General features: G+C 62.1%; 20 protein-coding genes. 7 read left to right on the plus strand and 13 right to left on the minus strand.

Going from position 1 to position 17,153, the window contains the following annotated elements:
- Positions 1-13 precede the first annotated feature (13 nt).
- Together I6F35_RS12670 and I6F35_RS12675 are read left to right on the plus strand one after the other, a co-directional pair.
- Entirely contained in the window at positions 14-748 is a 735-nt protein-coding gene (locus tag I6F35_RS12670) for a DUF72 domain-containing protein (protein ID WP_225117990.1), read from the plus strand.
- 73 nt (positions 749-821) lie between these two features.
- On the plus strand, positions 822-1,331 hold the full coding sequence (locus I6F35_RS12675) for a ferritin-like domain-containing protein (RefSeq protein ID WP_225117991.1): 510 nt from the start codon (positions 822-824) through the stop codon (positions 1,329-1,331).
- A 67-nt stretch (positions 1,332-1,398) separates the two neighbouring features.
- Here I6F35_RS12675 and I6F35_RS12680 read toward each other — a convergent pair whose 3' ends face one another.
- Complete coding sequence (locus I6F35_RS12680; protein WP_225117992.1) at positions 1,399-1,665, minus strand: hypothetical protein; 267 nt, start codon at positions 1,663-1,665, stop codon at positions 1,399-1,401.
- A 333-nt stretch (positions 1,666-1,998) separates the two neighbouring features.
- Complete coding sequence (locus tag I6F35_RS12685) at positions 1,999-2,217, minus strand: hypothetical protein (protein ID WP_225117993.1); 219 nt, start codon at positions 2,215-2,217, stop codon at positions 1,999-2,001.
- A gap of 162 nt (positions 2,218-2,379) precedes the next feature.
- On the opposite strand from I6F35_RS12685, the gene I6F35_RS12690 reads away from it, so the two are divergent.
- Positions 2,380-2,811, plus strand: a complete 432-nt coding sequence (locus I6F35_RS12690) for a CBS domain-containing protein (protein ID WP_225117994.1) — start codon at positions 2,380-2,382, stop codon at positions 2,809-2,811.
- Positions 2,812-3,091: 280 nt separating this feature from the next.
- Here the strand turns inward: I6F35_RS12690 and I6F35_RS12695 are convergent, their stop codons facing one another.
- The 5 genes from I6F35_RS12695 to I6F35_RS12715 all read right to left on the minus strand — a co-directional run bounded on the left by I6F35_RS12695 (position 3,092) and on the right by I6F35_RS12715 (position 12,106).
- On the minus strand, positions 3,092-3,310 hold the full coding sequence (locus I6F35_RS12695) for a hypothetical protein (RefSeq protein WP_225117995.1): 219 nt from the start codon (positions 3,308-3,310) through the stop codon (positions 3,092-3,094).
- Between the two features lie 7 nt (positions 3,311-3,317).
- Positions 3,318-3,521 (minus strand): hypothetical protein, encoded by a 204-nt coding sequence (locus tag I6F35_RS12700; RefSeq protein ID WP_028166426.1) that lies wholly within the window; start codon positions 3,519-3,521, stop codon positions 3,318-3,320.
- Between the two features lie 172 nt (positions 3,522-3,693).
- Positions 3,694-3,903: a hypothetical protein gene (locus tag I6F35_RS12705; protein WP_225117996.1), complete on the minus strand. Its 210-nt coding sequence runs from the start codon at positions 3,901-3,903 to the stop codon at positions 3,694-3,696.
- A gap of 406 nt (positions 3,904-4,309) precedes the next feature.
- Complete coding sequence (locus I6F35_RS12710; RefSeq protein WP_225118044.1) at positions 4,310-5,806, minus strand: HWE histidine kinase domain-containing protein; 1,497 nt, start codon at positions 5,804-5,806, stop codon at positions 4,310-4,312.
- 15 nt (positions 5,807-5,821) lie between these two features.
- Entirely contained in the window at positions 5,822-12,106 is a 6,285-nt protein-coding gene (locus I6F35_RS12715) for a HAMP domain-containing protein (RefSeq protein WP_225117997.1), read from the minus strand.
- Positions 12,107-12,376: 270 nt separating this feature from the next.
- Between I6F35_RS12715 and I6F35_RS12720 the strand changes: the two genes are divergently transcribed.
- The 4 genes from I6F35_RS12720 (at position 12,377) to I6F35_RS12735 (ending at position 14,974) form a co-directional block, all read left to right on the plus strand.
- On the plus strand, positions 12,377-13,885 hold the full coding sequence (locus I6F35_RS12720; RefSeq protein ID WP_225117998.1) for a PAS domain-containing sensor histidine kinase: 1,509 nt from the start codon (positions 12,377-12,379) through the stop codon (positions 13,883-13,885).
- Between the two features lie 105 nt (positions 13,886-13,990).
- On the plus strand, positions 13,991-14,152 hold the full coding sequence (locus I6F35_RS12725) for a hypothetical protein (RefSeq protein WP_225117999.1): 162 nt from the start codon (positions 13,991-13,993) through the stop codon (positions 14,150-14,152).
- Between the two features lie 43 nt (positions 14,153-14,195).
- Positions 14,196-14,357, plus strand: coding sequence for a CsbD family protein (locus I6F35_RS12730; RefSeq protein ID WP_225118000.1), 162 nt, complete (start codon positions 14,196-14,198; stop codon positions 14,355-14,357).
- A 425-nt stretch (positions 14,358-14,782) separates the two neighbouring features.
- Complete coding sequence (locus tag I6F35_RS12735; RefSeq protein ID WP_225118001.1) at positions 14,783-14,974, plus strand: hypothetical protein; 192 nt, start codon at positions 14,783-14,785, stop codon at positions 14,972-14,974.
- A 50-nt stretch (positions 14,975-15,024) separates the two neighbouring features.
- On the opposite strand, the gene I6F35_RS12740 is transcribed toward I6F35_RS12735, so the two are convergent.
- The 6 genes from I6F35_RS12740 to I6F35_RS12765 all read right to left on the minus strand — a co-directional run bounded on the left by I6F35_RS12740 (position 15,025) and on the right by I6F35_RS12765 (position 17,076).
- Positions 15,025-15,615, minus strand: a complete 591-nt coding sequence (locus tag I6F35_RS12740; RefSeq protein ID WP_225118002.1) for a cysteine hydrolase — start codon at positions 15,613-15,615, stop codon at positions 15,025-15,027.
- A 165-nt stretch (positions 15,616-15,780) separates the two neighbouring features.
- Entirely contained in the window at positions 15,781-15,930 is a 150-nt protein-coding gene (locus I6F35_RS12745) for a hypothetical protein (RefSeq protein WP_225118003.1), read from the minus strand.
- 234 nt (positions 15,931-16,164) lie between these two features.
- A complete protein-coding gene (locus I6F35_RS12750; protein WP_225118004.1) occupies positions 16,165-16,392 on the minus strand; it encodes a hypothetical protein in 228 nt (75 codons plus the stop codon).
- 26 nt (positions 16,393-16,418) lie between these two features.
- Complete coding sequence (locus I6F35_RS12755; protein ID WP_225118005.1) at positions 16,419-16,577, minus strand: hypothetical protein; 159 nt, start codon at positions 16,575-16,577, stop codon at positions 16,419-16,421.
- Positions 16,578-16,656: 79 nt separating this feature from the next.
- Entirely contained in the window at positions 16,657-16,827 is a 171-nt protein-coding gene (locus I6F35_RS12760; protein WP_225118006.1) for a hypothetical protein, read from the minus strand.
- A gap of 24 nt (positions 16,828-16,851) precedes the next feature.
- On the minus strand, positions 16,852-17,076 hold the full coding sequence (locus I6F35_RS12765; protein ID WP_225118007.1) for a hypothetical protein: 225 nt from the start codon (positions 17,074-17,076) through the stop codon (positions 16,852-16,854).
- Positions 17,077-17,153: the final 77 nt, after the last annotated feature.

The following is a 17,153-nucleotide window of genomic DNA, read 5'->3' on the forward strand; positions in this document are numbered from 1 at the left end:
TACGCTGGAGACAATGGCGCGTATTCTGATCGGGACATCGGGCTGGCACTACGAGTCCTGGCGCGGGCCCTTCTTCCCGAAAGGCCTGCCGCTCAAGAACCAGCTTCGCTACTATGCCGGCCAGTTTCCGACCACGGAATTGAATGGCGTCTTCTATCGCACGCCGACGCCGGACGCGGTGAAGGGCTGGCGCGAGCAGACCGACGAGGATTTTGTCTTCGCCTGGAAGGCGTCCAAGTTCATCACGCATTGGAAGCGCCTGTCGGAGAACTCGGTGAACAGCCTCGAGCTGCTCGAAGACCGGCTATCGCTGCTCGGCAACAAGGCGGGCCCGATCCTGTTTCAACTGCCGCCGCAGTTTGAGATCAACCAGGATCGCCTCGCCTCCTTCCTCAAACTGCTGTCGAGGAAGCGCCGTTACAGTTTCGAGTTTCGTCACCCGAGCTGGTACGCGCCGAAGATCATGCGCCTGCTGTCTGACGCAAATATTTCGCTGTGCATTTCGGACCACCACGACGCGCCGGCGCCGTGGCGGCGCACCGCCGATTTCGTCTATGTCCGGGGCCACGGCCCTGGCGGTCGCTACAAGGGCCATTATCGCGGCCCGACATTGGCCGAGTGGGCCAAGCGCATCAACTCCTGGAAGAGGCAGGGCTGCGACGTCTATGTCTATTTCGACAACGACCAGAAGAGTGCCGCCCCCGCCGACGCGGCAAAGCTGCGACAATTGATTGGAGGGAAGCAATAGGAACCTCGCGAACCGCATGATGTTGATCGGAAACAGCTGCTCACGCGGCTTCGGATAATTCGAGGAGGATAAATTGGGATTGCTTTCGAAGGATATCAAAACGATGGACGACCTGCTCCTGCACGGCCTGCAGGATATTTATTATGCCGAGCAACAGATCACCAAGGCGCTGCCGAAGATGATCGAGCTCGCTACCAACCGCGATCTGACGCTGGGCCTCAAGAACCATCTTGAAGAGACCAACAAACAGATCGAGCGTCTTGATCAGGTATTCAAGAAGCTCGACAAGCAGCCATCGGGCACCGATTGTCCGGCGATCGATGGTCTGATCGAGGAAGCCAATGAGATTGCCGGTGAGATCGAGGATAAGTCCGTACTCGATGCCGCGATCGTGGCGAGCGCGCAGGCGGTCGAGCACTACGAGATTTCCCGCTATGGCACGCTGATCGCGTGGGCGGAAGAGCTCGGCCATGACGACATCGTGCGCTTCCTCAACACCAATCTGAACGAGGAAAAGGCCGCAAATACCAAGCTCAACACCATTGCGCTACGCAAGGGCGTCAATCGCAAGGCGGCCAGTTGAGCGCGTGAAAATCTGGGTCAAAAAAATGCCGGCTCGTGGCCGGCATTTTTCTTGACCGCGACGATCGTCATCGGCCGCCCGGCTGCTTGCCCATATTGTTGTTGGTACCGGGACCGACATTACCCTGGCTTGAAGGATTGGCTGCGCGGCCCGAGCCGTCGCCGGTGCCGGTCGTCATGCCTTTCCTGCTCGGGTGCGTACTCGTATGCGGTGTCGCGCCAGGCCCGACATTGCCCTGGCTGGATGCACCGGGCGCCGGTTGCGCTTGCTGCGCGAACGCGCCGCCGGCTGACAACGCAAGAATACACGCAGAGGCCAGAATGATCTTCTTCATCAGTTTCTCCTGGAGTTGAAGTGCGGCCTCAACCCGGCGCAGCCTGAAGGCGTTCCTATCGCCGCGGACGCAAGTTCGTGTACTTCGGAAGCCATGCCCAACAGATAAAGACCCCGCCAGTTATTTGCATAACCGACGGGGTGCTTTTCGGAGCTTTTTCTTCTTTCGGATCTCTCCGTCCGAAGTTATTTGCTCCGTCCCGCCAACGTCCGTGTGTTGTGGTCGTTCCCAATTTTCTGGAGCGTTCATCCAGAGCATATGAACCGGAACTCTAGACGTTTGTCTTGGTGCATTTCTTTACGCGAACCGGTGCCCGCTTTGCTCGAAAAGCGTCTAGTGGATGATGTCCAGCGGCAATCGGCAGATCTCGTCGCCATCTTCGTTGGTGACAAGGATCGAGTAGTGCCGGTTCTTCAGATCCGGATGTTCGCCGAGCAGCCGCCGCGCGATGTCATCGGCCGAATCCATGGCGGCGATGTCGTCAGGGAGTTCCGCGCCGCCTTGATCAGCGACGGTCTTCCTGTTGACGAGGTCGAAATGATAGAGCGGCATTTATCGCTCCGGTCGTGCATCATCTCACCAGAATAGGCACGGCGGTCCGATTTGGTTCCCGGCCGCGACGCGCTGTCCTATCCAGATCAAAATCCCGCCGGTCCGAAGGAACGCCGGTCCGCAACGTCGGTTAGCCGCTAAACAGCGACAGCGAGGTCTGCCATGAGAGTTTGCGATGCGATGACCCCCGACGTTCAGCTCTGCACTCCCGAGGACAGCTTGAAGGATGCGGCGGAGGCCATGGGCGCGCTCGGCGTCGGACTGCTACCGGTCGCCGAGAACGACCGCCTGGTCGGCATGGTGTCCGACCGCGATATTGCGGTTCGTGGCATCGGCATGGGCCGCGGACCGGAGGCCCGGATCCGGGACGTCATGACTACGGAAGTGAAGTACTGCTTCGAAGATCAGGATATCGATGAGGTCACGGCAAATATGGGCGAGATCCAGGTCAGACGCCTGCCTGTGCTCAATCGCGATAAGCGGCTGGTCGGCATCATTGCGCTTGGCGATATCGCGCAAGCCAAGGGCGGTGACGGTGCGGGCGTGGCGCTGAGCGAGATTTCTCGTCCCAGCGCCCAGCATGCACAGCTCTAGCGATGCGCGAGCATCAGCACGACAAGTTCGGCCTCAACCTTGAGCTGGTTTGCGCCACACTGGCGATTGTCAGTGCGGCGCTGCTCACGGGAATGCTGAGATATCTGTTGGGATGAACAGTCCCCGTCATGCGCGGCGGACCGCCGGCCCGTCGCCGATCTCGTTCGGGCGCTTGCGAATGTCTCTGTATTTGCCGACTGTCCTGATCGCTGTCGGGATCATCGTCACCTTGGGCGCGATCGCCTACTCGCGAATGATCTACGTCGAGTCCGACTAGATCTTACGTTCCGGAGGATAGGACCGGAGGGACAGTCTCGTCCGTCGCGATCTGCGGCTCGTCCCTCGTCTCGAACGTCATCGACAGGCCGCCCGTCGGATCGATAGCGCGCTCAAGCCATTTGATCGACTCTTCGATCCAGTGATCGCTATTTGCCGGGTCGGCTTGCGCTCTCGCCCGGCAGGCATCGGCCTGCGCCAGACAGGCAGCTTTGCGATCCATCGTCATCTCAGCGCGGCGATTGCAGTCCGGGTGACGTCAACCACTCATTCAGATGAGCGGCGGTTTCCGCCTGCCTTGCCTTCTTCAGCAATGCATCGCGTGCTTCACCTTGCGGCAACTGCTCTGCTGCAGCGCGCGCTTCGTCCGCCGCTCTCTGAAGCCGCTCGTCGAACGGCACGCTGTTCTTTCTTCGATTGCGTTTTGCCGTCATGGAAGTCTCCTGCTTCGCGAATGAGTACAGAATCGCGCTTTAAACAACCTATCGTCGCTAACTCAGGTTATTCCGCGCGAACAAAAAGACCGGCTGGGCGGAGAACGAATCGATCTGAAAATCGTCTACCCTGACGATCGTCATTCCTTCCGTAACCAAGGCTTGCCGTAGACTAAGGCTTGGCCTGCATGGCGGCTTCGCCCGGCTCCCGTGCCGGCACGCTCACATGCACTTCGTGACCCTGCCGAATTGCCAGCGATGCAGCGGCGATGGCCGACTCGAATGCGGACTCCTTCGTCGCATATTCACCGTTTACGACACCGTCGTGCAGCACCCCCCATTGGTCGCGAATCGGTACGATGGCGTATTGCGCAAGTCCCATCTTCCTCTCCGTTGCAGATGTCTTCGCGATCACTTCTTGTCGGGATTGTTCGGGCGAACGACCGTGTTGGTCTCAGGCATCCTGTCCCTGCCCTCATCGGCATTGTCGTCCCGCCCGCCCGAAGTCGATGTCCCGCTGCCGCTTCGGCTGGGTCTGGTTGCGCTGCCGGTCGTCGGCGCAGAGCCTGGTGTTGCGGAGCTCGCGGCCGGGTCTCCCGTGGTCGATCCGCGCCCGCTTGGAGCGCCACCCGCTTGCGCCAGTGCAAGCGTGGAGCACAGTGTGAGTCCGAAAGCCAAAGAAAGTCGTGTCAGTTTCATCGCGAACCATCCTTGAGATGTCGATGAAACTAATCAGCCACGAACGAGAACGTTCCTAATTGCGGTTCCCGATGCCCGATCTGTCGTAGTCACGCGGAGCGTGAACTGAGTGCCGGCTCCGGTCCTGGCGCATTCACGTCCCGATAGGGAATCGCTTCCGTGCGCGGCTTTCCCTGCAGCGGCACCGTGAGCCGGCAGACCAGGCCTTCCGGACGCCAGTCGAAATCGGCCTTGCCGCCGAGTTGGGTCTCGATGCTGGCGATCACGCTTCTCGTGCCGAATCCCTTTGACGTCGGCTTGGTCACGCGTGGACCACCCGTTTCGACCCACGCCAAGATCAGCTTGTCGCTTTGCACTTCCCAGGTGATGCCGAGCCGGCCCGGCAGCGCGGACAGGCTGCCATATTTCGCGGAGTTGGTGACGAGCTCGTGCAGCGCCAGCGCCAGGGTCTGCGCCGTGGCCGGCTCGAGCTGGACTTCCGCACCCTCATACTGGATTTGTCCGGCTTCCGAATAAGGCGCAACCTCTTCGGCGACCAGTCGCCGGATTTCAGCGCCTTGCCAGCTCGACAGCGACAGCACGGTGTGAACCCGCGCCAGCGCCGTGATGCGGCCTTCAACCGCCTGCACATAGGCGTTGACGTTCTGCGCACGCGTCAACCGCACGATCGACTGCGCCAGCGCCAATGCGTTCTTGGCGCGATGATCGACTTCACGCGTGAGCAGGCTCTGCCGTTCTTCGGCGCGCTTGCGGTCGGTGATGTCGACGGTGACGCCACTGACGCGCACCACCCGGCCGTTTCTGTCGGTGGTCGCTGCCGCCGTGCCGACGCACCAGCGCACCTCCCCATCGGGGCGGATGATGCGGAATTCAGCCTCGTATGATTTCACGCCCTTCGCGAATTCGGTCCAAGCCTCGCGCAAGCCGTCGAAATCCTCGGGATGAAACAGCGCCTGAATGTTGGCGGAGTTCAGCTCGAAGCTCTTGGCATCGACGCCGAAGATCTTGTACTGGCCGTCGTCCCACATCCAGTCGCCGTTGACCCAATCCCAGTCCCAGGAGCCCATCTTGCCGGCGGCAATCGCCATGCTGCGGCGCTGTTCGCTTTCGACCAGCCGTGCGGTCGACTGCTCGAGCTCAGCGGTGCGCGCACGGACGCGGTCCTCAAGCTCGGAATTGAGCCGCTCCAACTGCCGGGTCTTGCGGTAGAGCTCGGCGAATACGCGGATCTTGGCGCGCAGCACTTCCGGCACCACCGGCACCGGAACGTAGTCGACCGCGCCCATCTCATAGCCGCGCAGCCGATCGAAATCGCTGACCTGGATCGCCGAGATGAAAATCATCGCGGTCTTCTGGAAGCGCGGATGCTCGCGGATCATGGCCGCGAGCTCGAAACCGTCGAGCTCGGGCATGCAGACGTCGACCAGGATGACGGCAACCTCGTTCTTGAGCAGAAACTCGAGCGCTTCCCGCCCCGACGCGGCCACCACCAGATTCTCGCCGAGCTCCTTCAGGATCACTTCATAAGCCAGCAGCTTCGCCGGCTGATCGTCGACCAGAAGGATGTTTACCTTTTCGTGGTCCATCATCTTCATGCCGCTTCAGCGATGTAGCCACATGCGGATGGCGAGCAGCAATTGCTCGGTATTCACCGGCTTGGCTAGATAGTCCGACGCGCCCGCTTCCAGGCATTTTTCACGGTCGCCCTTCATCGCCTTCGCGGTCAACGCGATGATGGGAAGACGGGCAAGCGTCGCATTCTGCCTGATCACGCCGATGGTCTGATAGCCGTCCATCTGCGGCATCATGATGTCCATCAGGACGATGGCAATCTTGGGATTGGACTCGACCAGCGCGATCGCCTCGTGGCCGGTCGTCGCCGTCAATACCTTCATACCGCGACGTTCGAGCACGCTGGAAAGCGCGAAGATGTTTCGCGCATCGTCGTCGACGAGAAGCGCCGTCTTGCCAATCAGATCCTCATCTGAACTGTTAAGTTTCTCGAGCATCCTCTGTTTTTCAATCGGCAATTCCGTGATGACACGGTGCAAGAACAGTGACGTTTCGTCCAGCAGACGCTCCGGCGATTCGACGCCTTTTACGACAATGCTGCGCGCCATCGTATGAAGCTCGGCATCCTCCTCGGCCGAGAGTTCCCGTCCGGTGAACACCACGATCGGAACATTGGCCAGGCTTTCGTCCTTGCGGATTTCGTCCAACACCTCAAAGCCGCTCATGTCCGGCAGCCGCAGATCCAGCACGACGCAGTCGCAAGGATTGCTCCGCAAGGTGGAAAGAGCCCCCGCTCCCGTGCCCGCGGTGACGATCTCGACGTCCTTGTGATCCAGCAGTTCCTTGATGCTGAGCTGTTCGGCGGGATTATCTTCCACGATCAGAAGCCGCTTGCGCCGGGGCCTTGCATATTCCTTGATCTGGGCAAGCGCCGCGCTGACGCCCTCGGTCGTGGTGGGCTTGTTGACGAAGGAGAAGGCGCCGCGCGCCAGCGCATGCTGCCGGTCCTCGTCGAGCGTGATCACCTGCACCGGAATGTGCCGCGTCAGCGGATTGTGCTTGAGCTGGCTCAGCACGGTCCAGCCGAGCATGTCGGGCAGGAACACGTCGAGCGAAACCGCGGTCGGCTGGAACTGCTTGGCCAGGTCCAATGCCTCGGCCCCGTGGTTCGCGACCAGGACCTTGAAGCCTTTGTCTCGCGCGAGATCGACCAGGACCCGCGCATAGTGCGGGTCGTCTTCGACGATCAGGAGGATCATGTCTCCGGGCTCGAGATCGAGCCGATCGTCGAGCACCTCGGCAGCAACGCGCTCCTGCGTTGCGGGCGCCTGCAGCGCCGGAGCACCCCCCTGCGACAAGGGCAGCGCCGGCGGCACGCGAAGTGCACCGCTTGGGCCGGAATATTTCAGCGGCAGATAAAGCGTAAAGGTGCTGCCCCTGCCGGGCGCGCTCCGCAGATGGATCTCGCCGCCGAGCAGGCTCGCAAGTTCGCGGCTGATGGCAAGGCCCAGGCCCGTGCCGCCATATTTGCGGCTGGTGCCTGCGTCCGCCTGCTGGAACGCTTCAAAGATCAGCTTCTGCTTGTCCAGGGGGATGCCGATGCCGGTATCGCTCACCTCGAAGGCGACGACCGCCGGCGCGGTGTTGAGGATCGGATGTTCGGCGCTCCAGCCGCCGACTGCGGCCGAGACGGTCAGCTTGACGCCACCCTCGGCGGTGAATTTGAAGGCGTTCGACAACAGGTTCTTCAGCACCTGCTGCAGGCGCTTGGAGTCGGTGACCATGCTGCGGGAAAGCGTCTCGTCGACCTCGATGCTGAACAACAGATGACGGTTTTCCGCCTCGTGCCGGAACGGCCGGCCCACGGTTTCGAGCAGGCTCGATGTCAGGATTTCCTCGGCATCCACGGTGACGGTACCGGACTCGATCTTCGAGAGGTCGAGGATGTCGCTGATCAGGTTGAGCAGGTCGGTGCCCGCGCCGTGGATGGTACGGGCGAATTCAACCTGTTTCGGCGACAGATTGCCATCCGGATTTTCCGACAGTTGATGGCCAAGGATCAGGATACTGTTCAAGGGCGTGCGCAACTCGTGCGACATGTTGGCCAGGAATTCGGACTTGTATTTCGAGGTCAGTGCAAGCTCGCTCGCCTTCTCTTCCAGAGCGCGGCGCGCCTGCTCGATTTCCTGGTTCTTGCGCTCGACCTCGACGTTGCGTTCGGCGAGCTGCTGTGCCTTCAGTTCAAGCTGCTCGTTGGTCTGCTGCAACTCCCGCTGCTGCGTCTGAAGCTCGCCGGCGAGCTGCTGCGACTGCTGCAGCAGACCTTCCGTCTGCATCGTCGCTTCAATACTGTTGAGCAGGATGCCGACGCTGTCGGTAAGCTGTTCGACGAATGTGATCTGCGAGGCGGTGAACGACGCGAGCGAGGACAACTCGATCACGGCCTTGACCTGGTTCTCGAACAGCACGGGGAACACGACCACGTTCTTCGGCAGCACCCGCATCAGCGCCGAGTTGACCGGCACCACGTCACCCGGAATATCCGACAGCAGCCGCTGGCGCTTGTCCAGTGCACACTGGCCAATCAGCCCCTCGCCCATTCGCACATATGGCGGATGCGGATTGGCGCCGTCATCGGCATACGCGGACAACAGACGCAGCCGCGGGTTCTCGGCGTTCTCGACCTGGTAGATCACGCCCATATGGGCGTTGATCACAGGCGCCAATTCCGCCAGCAGCAGCCGGCCCACGGTCGACAGGTCACGCTGGCCCTGCAGCATGTTGGTGAACCTGGCGAGATTGGTCTTCAGCCAGTCCTGCTCGGTGTTCCGCTCCGTCGTCAGACGGAGGTTGCCGATCATGGTGTTGATGTTGTCCTTGAGCTCGGCCACCTCGCCGCGGACGTCGACCTGGATGGTGCGGGTCAGGTCGCCTTTGGTCACCGCGGTCGCGACTTCCGCGATGGCGCGGACCTGCGAGGTCAGATTGGCGGCCAGCAGGTTGACGTTGCCGGTCAGATCCTTCCAGGTGCCGGCAGCGCCCGGCACGTTGGCCTGGCCGCCGAGCCGGCCCTCGACGCCGACTTCGCGCGCCACGGTCGTGACCTGATCGGCGAACGTCGCCAGGGTCTCGGTCATGTTGTTGATGGTGTCGGCGAGAGCGGCCACCTCCCCTTTCGACTTCACGGTCAGATTCTGCTTCAGATCGCCATTGGCCACTGCGGTCACGACCTTGACGATGCCGCGCACCTGCTCGGTCAGATTGGCGGCCATCACGTTCACGGTGTCGGTCAGGTCCTTCCACGTGCCGGCGACGCCGCGCACCTCGGCCTGGCCGCCGAGCTTGCCTTCGGTGCCGACTTCGCGCGCCACGCGCGTCACTTCGCCCGCAAACGCGTTGAGCTGGTCCACCATGGTGTTGATGGTGTTCTTCAGCTCGAGGATTTCGCCCTTCACGTCGACGGTGATCTTGCGCGACAGGTCGCCGCGCGCCACCGCCGTCGTGACTTCGGCGATGTTGCGCACCTGCGTGGTAAGGTTCGCCGCCAGCAGGTTGACGTTGTCGGTGAGATCCTTCCAGGTGCCGGCCACACCCGGCACCACGGCCTGGCCGCCCAGCCTGCCCTCGGTGCCGACCTCGCGCGCCACGCGCGTCACTTCCGCCGCGAAGGAGCGCAGCTGCTCCACCATCGTGTTCAGCGTTTCCTTGAGCAGAAGGATCTCGCCGCGGACGTCGACGGTGATCTTCTTCGACAGGTCACCGCCGGCGATCGCGGTCGCGACTTCGGCGATGTTGCGCACCTGCGCCGTGAGGTTCGACGCCATGAAGTTGACGTTGTCGGTGAGGTCCTTCCAGGTGCCCGCGACCTCCGGCACTTCGGCCTGGCCGCCGAGCTTGCCTTCGGTGCCGACCTCGCGCGCCACGCGCGTCACCTCGGAGGCGAAGGCGTTGAGCTGGTCCACCATGGTATTGATGGTGTTCTTCAGTTCCAGGATTTCGCCCTTCACGTCGACGGTGATCTTGCGGGACAGGTCGCCTCGCGCCACGGCGGTGGTGACTTCGGCGATGTTGCGGACCTGCGCGGTCAGATTGCCCGCCATCGAATTGACGCTGTCGGTGAGGTCCTTCCAGGTGCCCGCGACGCCGGGCACGTTCGCCTGGCCGCCCAGACGCCCTTCGGTGCCGACCTCGCGCGCCACGCGCGTCACCTCGCCCGCGAAGCGGTTGAGCTGGTCGACCATCGTGTTCAGCGTTTCCTTGAGCTGCAGGATCTCGCCGCGCACGTCCACCGTGATCTTGCGCGACAGGTCGCCGCCGGCGATCGCGGTCGCGACCTCCGCGATGTTGCGGACCTGGGCCGTGAGGTTGCCCGCCATCGAGTTCACGGAGTCGGTCAGGTCCTTCCAGGTGCCGGCGACGCCGGGCACTTCGGCCTGGCCGCCCAGCTTGCCGTCGGTACCCACCTCGCGCGCGACGCGCGTGACTTCGCCGGCAAACGCGTTGAGCTGGTCCACCATCGTGTTCAGCGTCTCCTTCAATTGAAGGATTTCGCCTGACACGTTCACCGTGATCTTCTTCGACAGGTCGCCCTTCGCGACAGCGGTTGCGACTTCGGCGATGTTGCGGACCTGGCCGGTCAGGTTCGATGCCATCGAATTGACGCTGTCGGTCAGGTCCTTCCAGGTGCCGGCGACGCCGCGCACCAGCGCCTGGCCGCCGAGCTTGCCTTCGGTGCCGACCTCGCGCGCCACGCGCGTCACTTCCCCGGCGAAGGCGTTGAGCTGGTCGACCATGGTGTTGATGGTGTCCTTCAACTCCAGGATTTCGCCCCGCACATCAACGGTAATCTTCTTCGACAGGTCGCCGCCGGCAACGGCCGTCGTCACTTCGGCGATGTTGCGCACCTGCGCCGTCAGGTTGGATGCCATGAAGTTGACGTTGTCGGTCAGATCCTTCCAGGTGCCGGCCACGCCGAGCACGTTGGCCTGGCCGCCGAGCTTGCCTTCGGTGCCGACCTCGCGCGCCACGCGCGTCACTTCGGAGGCGAAGGCGTTGAGCTGGTCCACCATGGTGTTCAGCGTCTCCTTCAACTGAAGGATTTCGCCTGACACATTCACCGTGATCTTCTTGGAAAGGTCGCCGCCGGCGATCGCGCTGGCGACGTCGGCGATGTTGCGGACCTGCGCAGTCAGGTTGGACGCCATGAAGTTGACGTTGTCGGTCAGGTCCTTCCAGATGCCGCCGACGCCGGGCACCTGCGCCTGGCCGCCGAGCTTGCCTTCGGTCCCCACCTCGCGCGCGACGCGCGTCACTTCGGAAGCGAAGGCGTTGAGCTGGTCGACCATCGTGTTGATGGTGTCCTTCAGCTCCAGGATTTCGCCGCGCACATCGACCGTGATCTTCCTCGACAGGTCGCCGCGTGCCACCGCGGTCGTCACGTTGGCGATGTTGCGCACTTGCGCGGTCAGGTTGCCGCACATCGCGTTGACGGAATCGGTCAGGTCCTTCCAGGTGCCGGCCACGCCGGGCACGATTGCCTGGCCGCCCAATTTACCGTCGGTGCCGACCTCGCGCGCCACGCGCGTCACCTCGGAGGCAAACGAGCGCAGCTGGTCGACCATGGTGTTGATCGCTTCCTTGAGCTGCAGGATCTCGCCGCGAACGTCGACCGTGATCTTTTTCGACAGGTCGCCATTGGCGACCGCAATCGTCACCTCCGCGATGTTGCGGACCTGACCGGTCAGGTTGTTGGCCATCGAGTTGACGCTCTCGGTCAGGTCTTTCCAGACGCCGGTCACCTCCGGCACCTGGGCTTGCCCACCGAGCCGGCCCTCGACGCCGACTTCCCGCGCCACGCGCGTCACTTCCGACGTGAACACGCCGAGCTGCTTGATCATCGTGTTGACGATGTTCGCCGACTGCAGGAATTCGCCGCGCAGCGGACGGCCTTCGACGTCGAGCTGCACGGTCTGCAGCAGGTCGCCTTGTGCGACCGCCGCGACCGCGCGCGTCACTTCCCGGGTCGGCCACAAGAGGTCGTCGATCAATGTGTTGATCGAACCTTCCATGTCTGCCCAGGAGCCGCTCGAAAGGCCAAGGTTCACGCGTTGGCGGGTCTGTCCCTCACGGCCGACGACCTGGCCGACGCGCTCGAGCTGCTGGGCCATGCGCTCGTTCGCTGCGGCGATCTCGTTGAATGCGTCGGCGATCTTGCCGTCGATCCCGAGATAGTCGCCGCGCATGCGCACGGTGAAATCGCCAGCCCGCATCGCCTGGAGGGACTGCAACAGATCCTGGGTGGGATCGATCTTGCCGTTTTGTCTGTTACGGCGCGGTTCGCCACGATTACGAGGAGCGGGACCAAGATCGGTCATAAAATTCCCCTGCACGCTGGTCGGCTTTAGATTTTTCGAAATCCCGAACCATCGGACGCATAAGAAGGGTACGTTGCGATCTAATCAAGCCAGAAAAAATGAGCGGTAACTTTTGGATAAGGCCGAATGTTAACAATGAGAGATCTTATGGAAGGTTCCCGGCTGCCGGGAACTTTTTTGCGACCGGTCAGCGAACCGGCTGGACCCAAAGTTTAAAGCGGGAACGAAACTCTCACATTGGCGTTTGCCGTCCACGGGGCAGGATTTCAGATGGCCAAGAAGACAAAACAGCTCGAAAGGGATTACTTCGAGAGCGAGCGGAATTTCCGCCTTCTGGTCAAGAACGTCACCGATTACGCGCTCTACATGCTGAGCCCTCAGGGCATCGTCGCGAACTGGAATGCCGGCGGCGAGCGAATCAAGGGTTACGCACCAGAGGAAATCATCGGCCAGCATTTTTCGCGCTTCTATACCCCGACGGATCAGGCGGCAGGCAAGCCTGCGCGCGCATTGAAGATCGCCGAGGAGACCGGCCACTACGAGGACGAAGGCTGGCGCGTCCGCAAGGATGGCTCGTTCTTCTGGGCGAGCGTTGTGATCGACCCGATTCGCGATTCCTCCGGCCGCCTGATCGGCTTTGCCAAGATCACCCGCGATATCACCGAGCGGCGGGAAGCCCAGCTCAGGCTGGAGCAGGTGCAGCGGCAGCTTGCGGAATCCCAGAAGATGGACGCGCTGGGTCAACTGACCGGCGGTGTCGCGCACGACTTCAACAATCTGTTGATGATCATCTCGGGTAATCTGCACAGCATCAAGAAAGACCTGACGAGCCCGCGGGCTTTGCGCGCCCTGGGCGCGATCGAGACCGCGACACAGCGTGCCGCGTCCCTGACCAGCCAGCTCCTCAGCTTCGCCCGACGACAGAGCGTCAATCCGCGGACCATCGACATCGATCGCCAGATCGCGTCGGTGCGGGAGGTGATGGCCAGCGCGCTCGGCAGCATGATGACATTGCAGATCGATATCCAGCCCGACATCTGGCCGGTCTTCATCGATCCCACCGAGTTTGAAACCGCTCTCCTCAACCTTGTCATCAACGCCCGAGATGCGATGCCGGACGGCGGTGCCGTTACCGTGTCGGCGCGCAATGATCCGGACAACAATCAGGTTTTGATCTCGGTCGAGGATACCGGCACAGGCATACCGCAAGATGTGCTCAGCAAGGTGTTCGATCCGTTCTTCACCACCAAGCCCATCGGCAAGGGAACCGGTCTCGGTCTCTCCCAGGTGCACGGCTTCGTCCACCAGGCCGGCGGGAAGGTCGAGATCGACAGCGAGTTCGGCAAGGGCACCACCGTCCGCCTGTGCCTGCCCAGGAGCGACGCGACGGAGCATCCCGAACAGGAGGGCTCGATCAAGCAAGCCTCCGCGACCGTCCTGCTGGTCGAGGATAATCCCGCCGTGGCCGACGCAAGCGCCGGGCTGCTCGAGCAGCTCGGCTACACCGTGCGCTGGGTGCCCAACGCCGAAACGGCGCTCCGCGAGATCGAGGCCGACGATGTCGACCTGGTGTTCAGCGACATCATCATGCCCGGCAAGATGGACGGACTGAAGCTGGCGCGCACGATCAGGGAACGAAACCCGACGCTGCCGGTCCTGCTCACCACCGGCTATTCTGATAGCGCCAAGCACGTCAGGATCGATTTTCCGGTCCTCCGCAAGCCCTACCAGCTTCACGAACTCAGCCGCGAGTTATCCAAGCTGACCGGGCATGGCTGATCCGCGCCCCGCGGTCGCCATTTCTTCCGCCGCGCAGGAACCTGGCCGCCCCCGGATCGGTTGTCGCGACAGCCATGGGAAGTGCTGCTGGAGCATTGATGGCCAATGACGATCCGCAAGAGACCGCCGAAACGCAGCAAGCTCGCGCACGCGCGGGATCTGGCGCCGGGTCGCGCGCTCATGCTCGACGATGTCGGCTGCGATGAACTGCTGGACGATTGGATGGTCGCCTATCCGGCCACCGAGCCGGTTCCGGCGGGCGCCTGACAGCCTTGCCGCGCGTGCAAACTGCGGGATTCAGGGAACGATCATGGTCAAGCTCAAGGACAAGGTGACGGGCAAGCTGAAGCAGGTCGTGGCCGAGGTCGTGGGCGACGGCAAGCTGCAACAGGAAGGCAAGAAGCAGGAAGAAAAGGCCAAGGAGAAGCCCAACGAGTTGAACCCGCTTGGCGACCTCAATCAGCTGACCTAGAGCATTTTCGGTTCTGATTGAATCAGAACCGAAGCTCTAGATTCTTGTTTTGACGCGTTTTCTTCACGCGAACCGGTCTCCCCTTCACTTCGCTCGAAAACGCTCTAGCTCGCCGGAGGCCAGCTTCCCCGTACGAGCCGAATTCGCTCGATGCGCCCGCACTGCTCGCAGCGATATTGAATGACGTCCTTGCCGTCGTCGCTCGGGGTGCTCCTCTCGAGCCGCATCGTCTGCCTGCAAACGACGCAGGAGATCAGTGTGAGCAGCGGGTTGCGATCGTCATTCATCGTTCCCGTCCGACACAAAACTCTTCGAAGTTAACCTATGTGACGGTTGCGCCGGCCGAAATGGGCCATGTTGTCACCATTCCAGTTGTTAATTGATTGCCGCGGGGGCACGAGCCTATGGAACGTAAGCGATCTCCATTGGAGCAACAGGCGGCCGACGCGCTGCGCAGGGCACGCCGCCTTCCCGTCGGCGCCGCCCGCAACGATCTTCGCGAGCTTGCCCTCGGATTGCTGTGGCTGCACCGCCGTGGCATGGAGGCCGTGCTCGAAGGTCGTCTCCAAGCGTTTGCCCCGCTGAACCGCTCGTTTTCCGAGACAATCGTCGATTGACGGCTCCGTGACGGAAACATCGGGCGACGCGGCGCAGGATGCTCGCCGTGTCATTCCGGCCGCCAGAGGTCGACCAACTGCTCGGCCTTGGCGAGGTCGATCTGCTCGGTGAAGCGCAATCGGTACATCGTCATCAGGGCGTCGTGACCGGCATCGGAGGAACTGCACAGCGCGTCCTCGACGATGATCACGCGGAAGCCGAGATTGACCGCATCCAGCACCGTCGAGAGCACGCAGACATCGGTCTCGGCTCCCGTCACGATGACGGTATGCACCCGCTTCTCGAGCAGCAGACTGGCGAGTGGCGAACGAAAGAACGCCGAATAGGTCGATTTGTCGATGATCAACGCGGGCGGCACGTAACGCGCCAGCTCGGGTACAAGATCGAGCTGCGTTCCGCCGAGCGCCTGTCGCGTCGCGACTTTCCAGCGCTCGAAATAGGGCCGCCACTGGCCGCGTGCCTCCTCCGGCGAGTTCGGCGTGATGAAGCGGGTGAAGATCGTCCAGGCGGCGTAACGCGCCGAGATGTCGGCAATGGTTGGCAGCACCCGCTCCATCCACGGCGTTTCCCAGATGCCGCCCTTGGCGAAGATGGTCTGCATATCGACGCAGAGATGGACAGCGTCTTTGATCGGCTTCATTGCAGAATGCCCGGCTGACGACTGATTGCTGCGAGCGTCGCGACGGCCAAAAGGGTCCGGCGGAAACTGGCTCCGCCGGTCAGTTCTAGGGAGGAGCCCCACGGGGCCTCGGCACATCCTTGTTCATGGCGGTGGTTGCATTGGTGTGGAGCCGGCGCCGGTTGCCTACGTTTCGTTCTGCTCGTAGCGGCGCCGCGCGACCTCCTCGCCGGAGCGCGTCGCCTGCCGGTTGCGGAAATGATATTGCAGCGTCCCGTAGATCAGGGCGGTGAGAAGAACCAGAGCCCCGATGCCGTAAGCGATTTCAAGGCCCATGCGAACCTCCTGAGTTAGAACAAAGACGATCGCGCACCCTCCCGTTCAGTCAAAGCGTGAAAGCCACGTACACGAGCAGCGCGATCAAGAGTGCGAAGCCGATGCTGATCGTCGCAAGCATTGCCTTCGCCATGCGCCCTCCTGGCTTCGCGCGTTTACCGGTTGATGGGTCACCGTCCGACGCTCAAACGCGTCAGTGTGACTAAAGTTGCCTGTAGAACCTTGGCGCGTCGGTCAGCCGCTCTTCTCGGCGCTATCGATACTTTCGCGATGGATCTCGTTCCCGGCCTCATCGAGCACAGCAACCGCATAACCCTTGCCGAGATATTCCTGCCTGCTCTCGGCGATATCGATCGCCAGTCGCTTGGCGACTGCGAGCGCCTGGTCGCGGTCGTCGACGGGTCGCCCGGTGACATCGAGCGCCCGCTCATGATCGACAAGCCGGAAGTGATAACGGTTCATGGCGGCGCTCGCGGGCGGCAGTGGACTTAGCTGGTATTGCTCTCCCGCCACTTTTCCAGGTCTGGTTTCGGGCCGCCGGATCGTTGCTCCTTCTCCGGCTTCTCCTTCCACGGTTTGTCGGTCTGCTTGTGCGACCCCCAGTCGGTCTGCTGCCGGGGATCGTCGAGTGGCGTTTCCTTGCTCATGCGACACCTCCTTTAGGGGGCAAGCGCGGGAGCCAAATCGGTTCCTAACGCGGACGTTCCGTCGCGGTCTCGCAGCGCCTCAGGGGCCGCCTGCCACCGAACCGGCGATCACCATCACGAGCGCGTCGAGATCGATCTTGCCTTCGACGCGGAGATCGGTGGATCCCTCAACGCGGAGCGCCTGCGGATTATTGTCCGCCTGGCGCTGCAGTTCGCCCACGATTGCTTCCTTCAGCTTCTCCTCGAGCATGCCGGCTTCCTCATATCCATGCGCTTACGCGACCAGTATCGCGCGCTTGCGCTTGAAGCGCCGATAGTCGTCGATCGCCTTGTTCGAAAGCAGAAGCCGCCGCCGCTCGCCCCGCCGCACCATCAGTTCGATATGGTCGACGAGAAAGCGGCTCGCGACTGCGGCATCGTCGAGTTCGCCGGTGCGCTCAAGGAAATCCCAGGCGATCTGCACCGAATGTTCGATCAAGATGGGTAAAGACTCGGTCATGTGTTCCTCGCGGTAAAAAAACGCGCGGAAACAACGTCCGTTCCTGGTTGGATTCGGAACGGGCGGGAGCACATCGT

It is taken from the genome of Bradyrhizobium sp. BRP22, assembly GCF_020194175.1.
GTDB lineage: Bacteria > Pseudomonadota > Alphaproteobacteria > Rhizobiales > Xanthobacteraceae > Bradyrhizobium.

What these genes read in the sequence shown, in the direction of transcription:
- I6F35_RS12670 (WP_225117990.1), top strand. Translation starts at nt 14, where the DNA reads ATGGCGCGTATTCTGATCGGGACATCGGGCTGGCACTACGAGTCCTGG.
- I6F35_RS12680 (WP_225117992.1), bottom strand. Translation starts at nt 1,665, where the DNA reads ATGAAGAAGATCATTCTGGCCTCTGCGTGTATTCTTGCGTTGTCAGCC.
- I6F35_RS12685 (WP_225117993.1), bottom strand. Translation starts at nt 2,217, where the DNA reads ATGCCGCTCTATCATTTCGACCTCGTCAACAGGAAGACCGTCGCTGAT.
- I6F35_RS12690 (WP_225117994.1), top strand. Translation starts at nt 2,380, where the DNA reads ATGAGAGTTTGCGATGCGATGACCCCCGACGTTCAGCTCTGCACTCCC.
- I6F35_RS12695 (WP_225117995.1), bottom strand. Translation starts at nt 3,310, where the DNA reads ATGGATCGCAAAGCTGCCTGTCTGGCGCAGGCCGATGCCTGCCGGGCG.
- I6F35_RS12700 (WP_028166426.1), bottom strand. Translation starts at nt 3,521, where the DNA reads ATGACGGCAAAACGCAATCGAAGAAAGAACAGCGTGCCGTTCGACGAG.
- I6F35_RS12705 (WP_225117996.1), bottom strand. Translation starts at nt 3,903, where the DNA reads ATGGGACTTGCGCAATACGCCATCGTACCGATTCGCGACCAATGGGGG.
- I6F35_RS12710 (WP_225118044.1), bottom strand. Translation starts at nt 5,806, where the DNA reads ATGGACCACGAAAAGGTAAACATCCTTCTGGTCGACGATCAGCCGGCG.
- I6F35_RS12715 (WP_225117997.1), bottom strand. Translation starts at nt 12,106, where the DNA reads ATGACCGATCTTGGTCCCGCTCCTCGTAATCGTGGCGAACCGCGCCGT.
- I6F35_RS12720 (WP_225117998.1), top strand. Translation starts at nt 12,377, where the DNA reads ATGGCCAAGAAGACAAAACAGCTCGAAAGGGATTACTTCGAGAGCGAG.
- I6F35_RS12725 (WP_225117999.1), top strand. Translation starts at nt 13,991, where the DNA reads ATGACGATCCGCAAGAGACCGCCGAAACGCAGCAAGCTCGCGCACGCG.
- I6F35_RS12730 (WP_225118000.1), top strand. Translation starts at nt 14,196, where the DNA reads ATGGTCAAGCTCAAGGACAAGGTGACGGGCAAGCTGAAGCAGGTCGTG.
- I6F35_RS12740 (WP_225118002.1), bottom strand. Translation starts at nt 15,615, where the DNA reads ATGAAGCCGATCAAAGACGCTGTCCATCTCTGCGTCGATATGCAGACC.
- I6F35_RS12745 (WP_225118003.1), bottom strand. Translation starts at nt 15,930, where the DNA reads ATGGGCCTTGAAATCGCTTACGGCATCGGGGCTCTGGTTCTTCTCACC.
- I6F35_RS12750 (WP_225118004.1), bottom strand. Translation starts at nt 16,392, where the DNA reads ATGAACCGTTATCACTTCCGGCTTGTCGATCATGAGCGGGCGCTCGAT.
- I6F35_RS12755 (WP_225118005.1), bottom strand. Translation starts at nt 16,577, where the DNA reads ATGAGCAAGGAAACGCCACTCGACGATCCCCGGCAGCAGACCGACTGG.
- I6F35_RS12760 (WP_225118006.1), bottom strand. Translation starts at nt 16,827, where the DNA reads ATGCTCGAGGAGAAGCTGAAGGAAGCAATCGTGGGCGAACTGCAGCGC.
- I6F35_RS12765 (WP_225118007.1), bottom strand. Translation starts at nt 17,076, where the DNA reads ATGACCGAGTCTTTACCCATCTTGATCGAACATTCGGTGCAGATCGCC.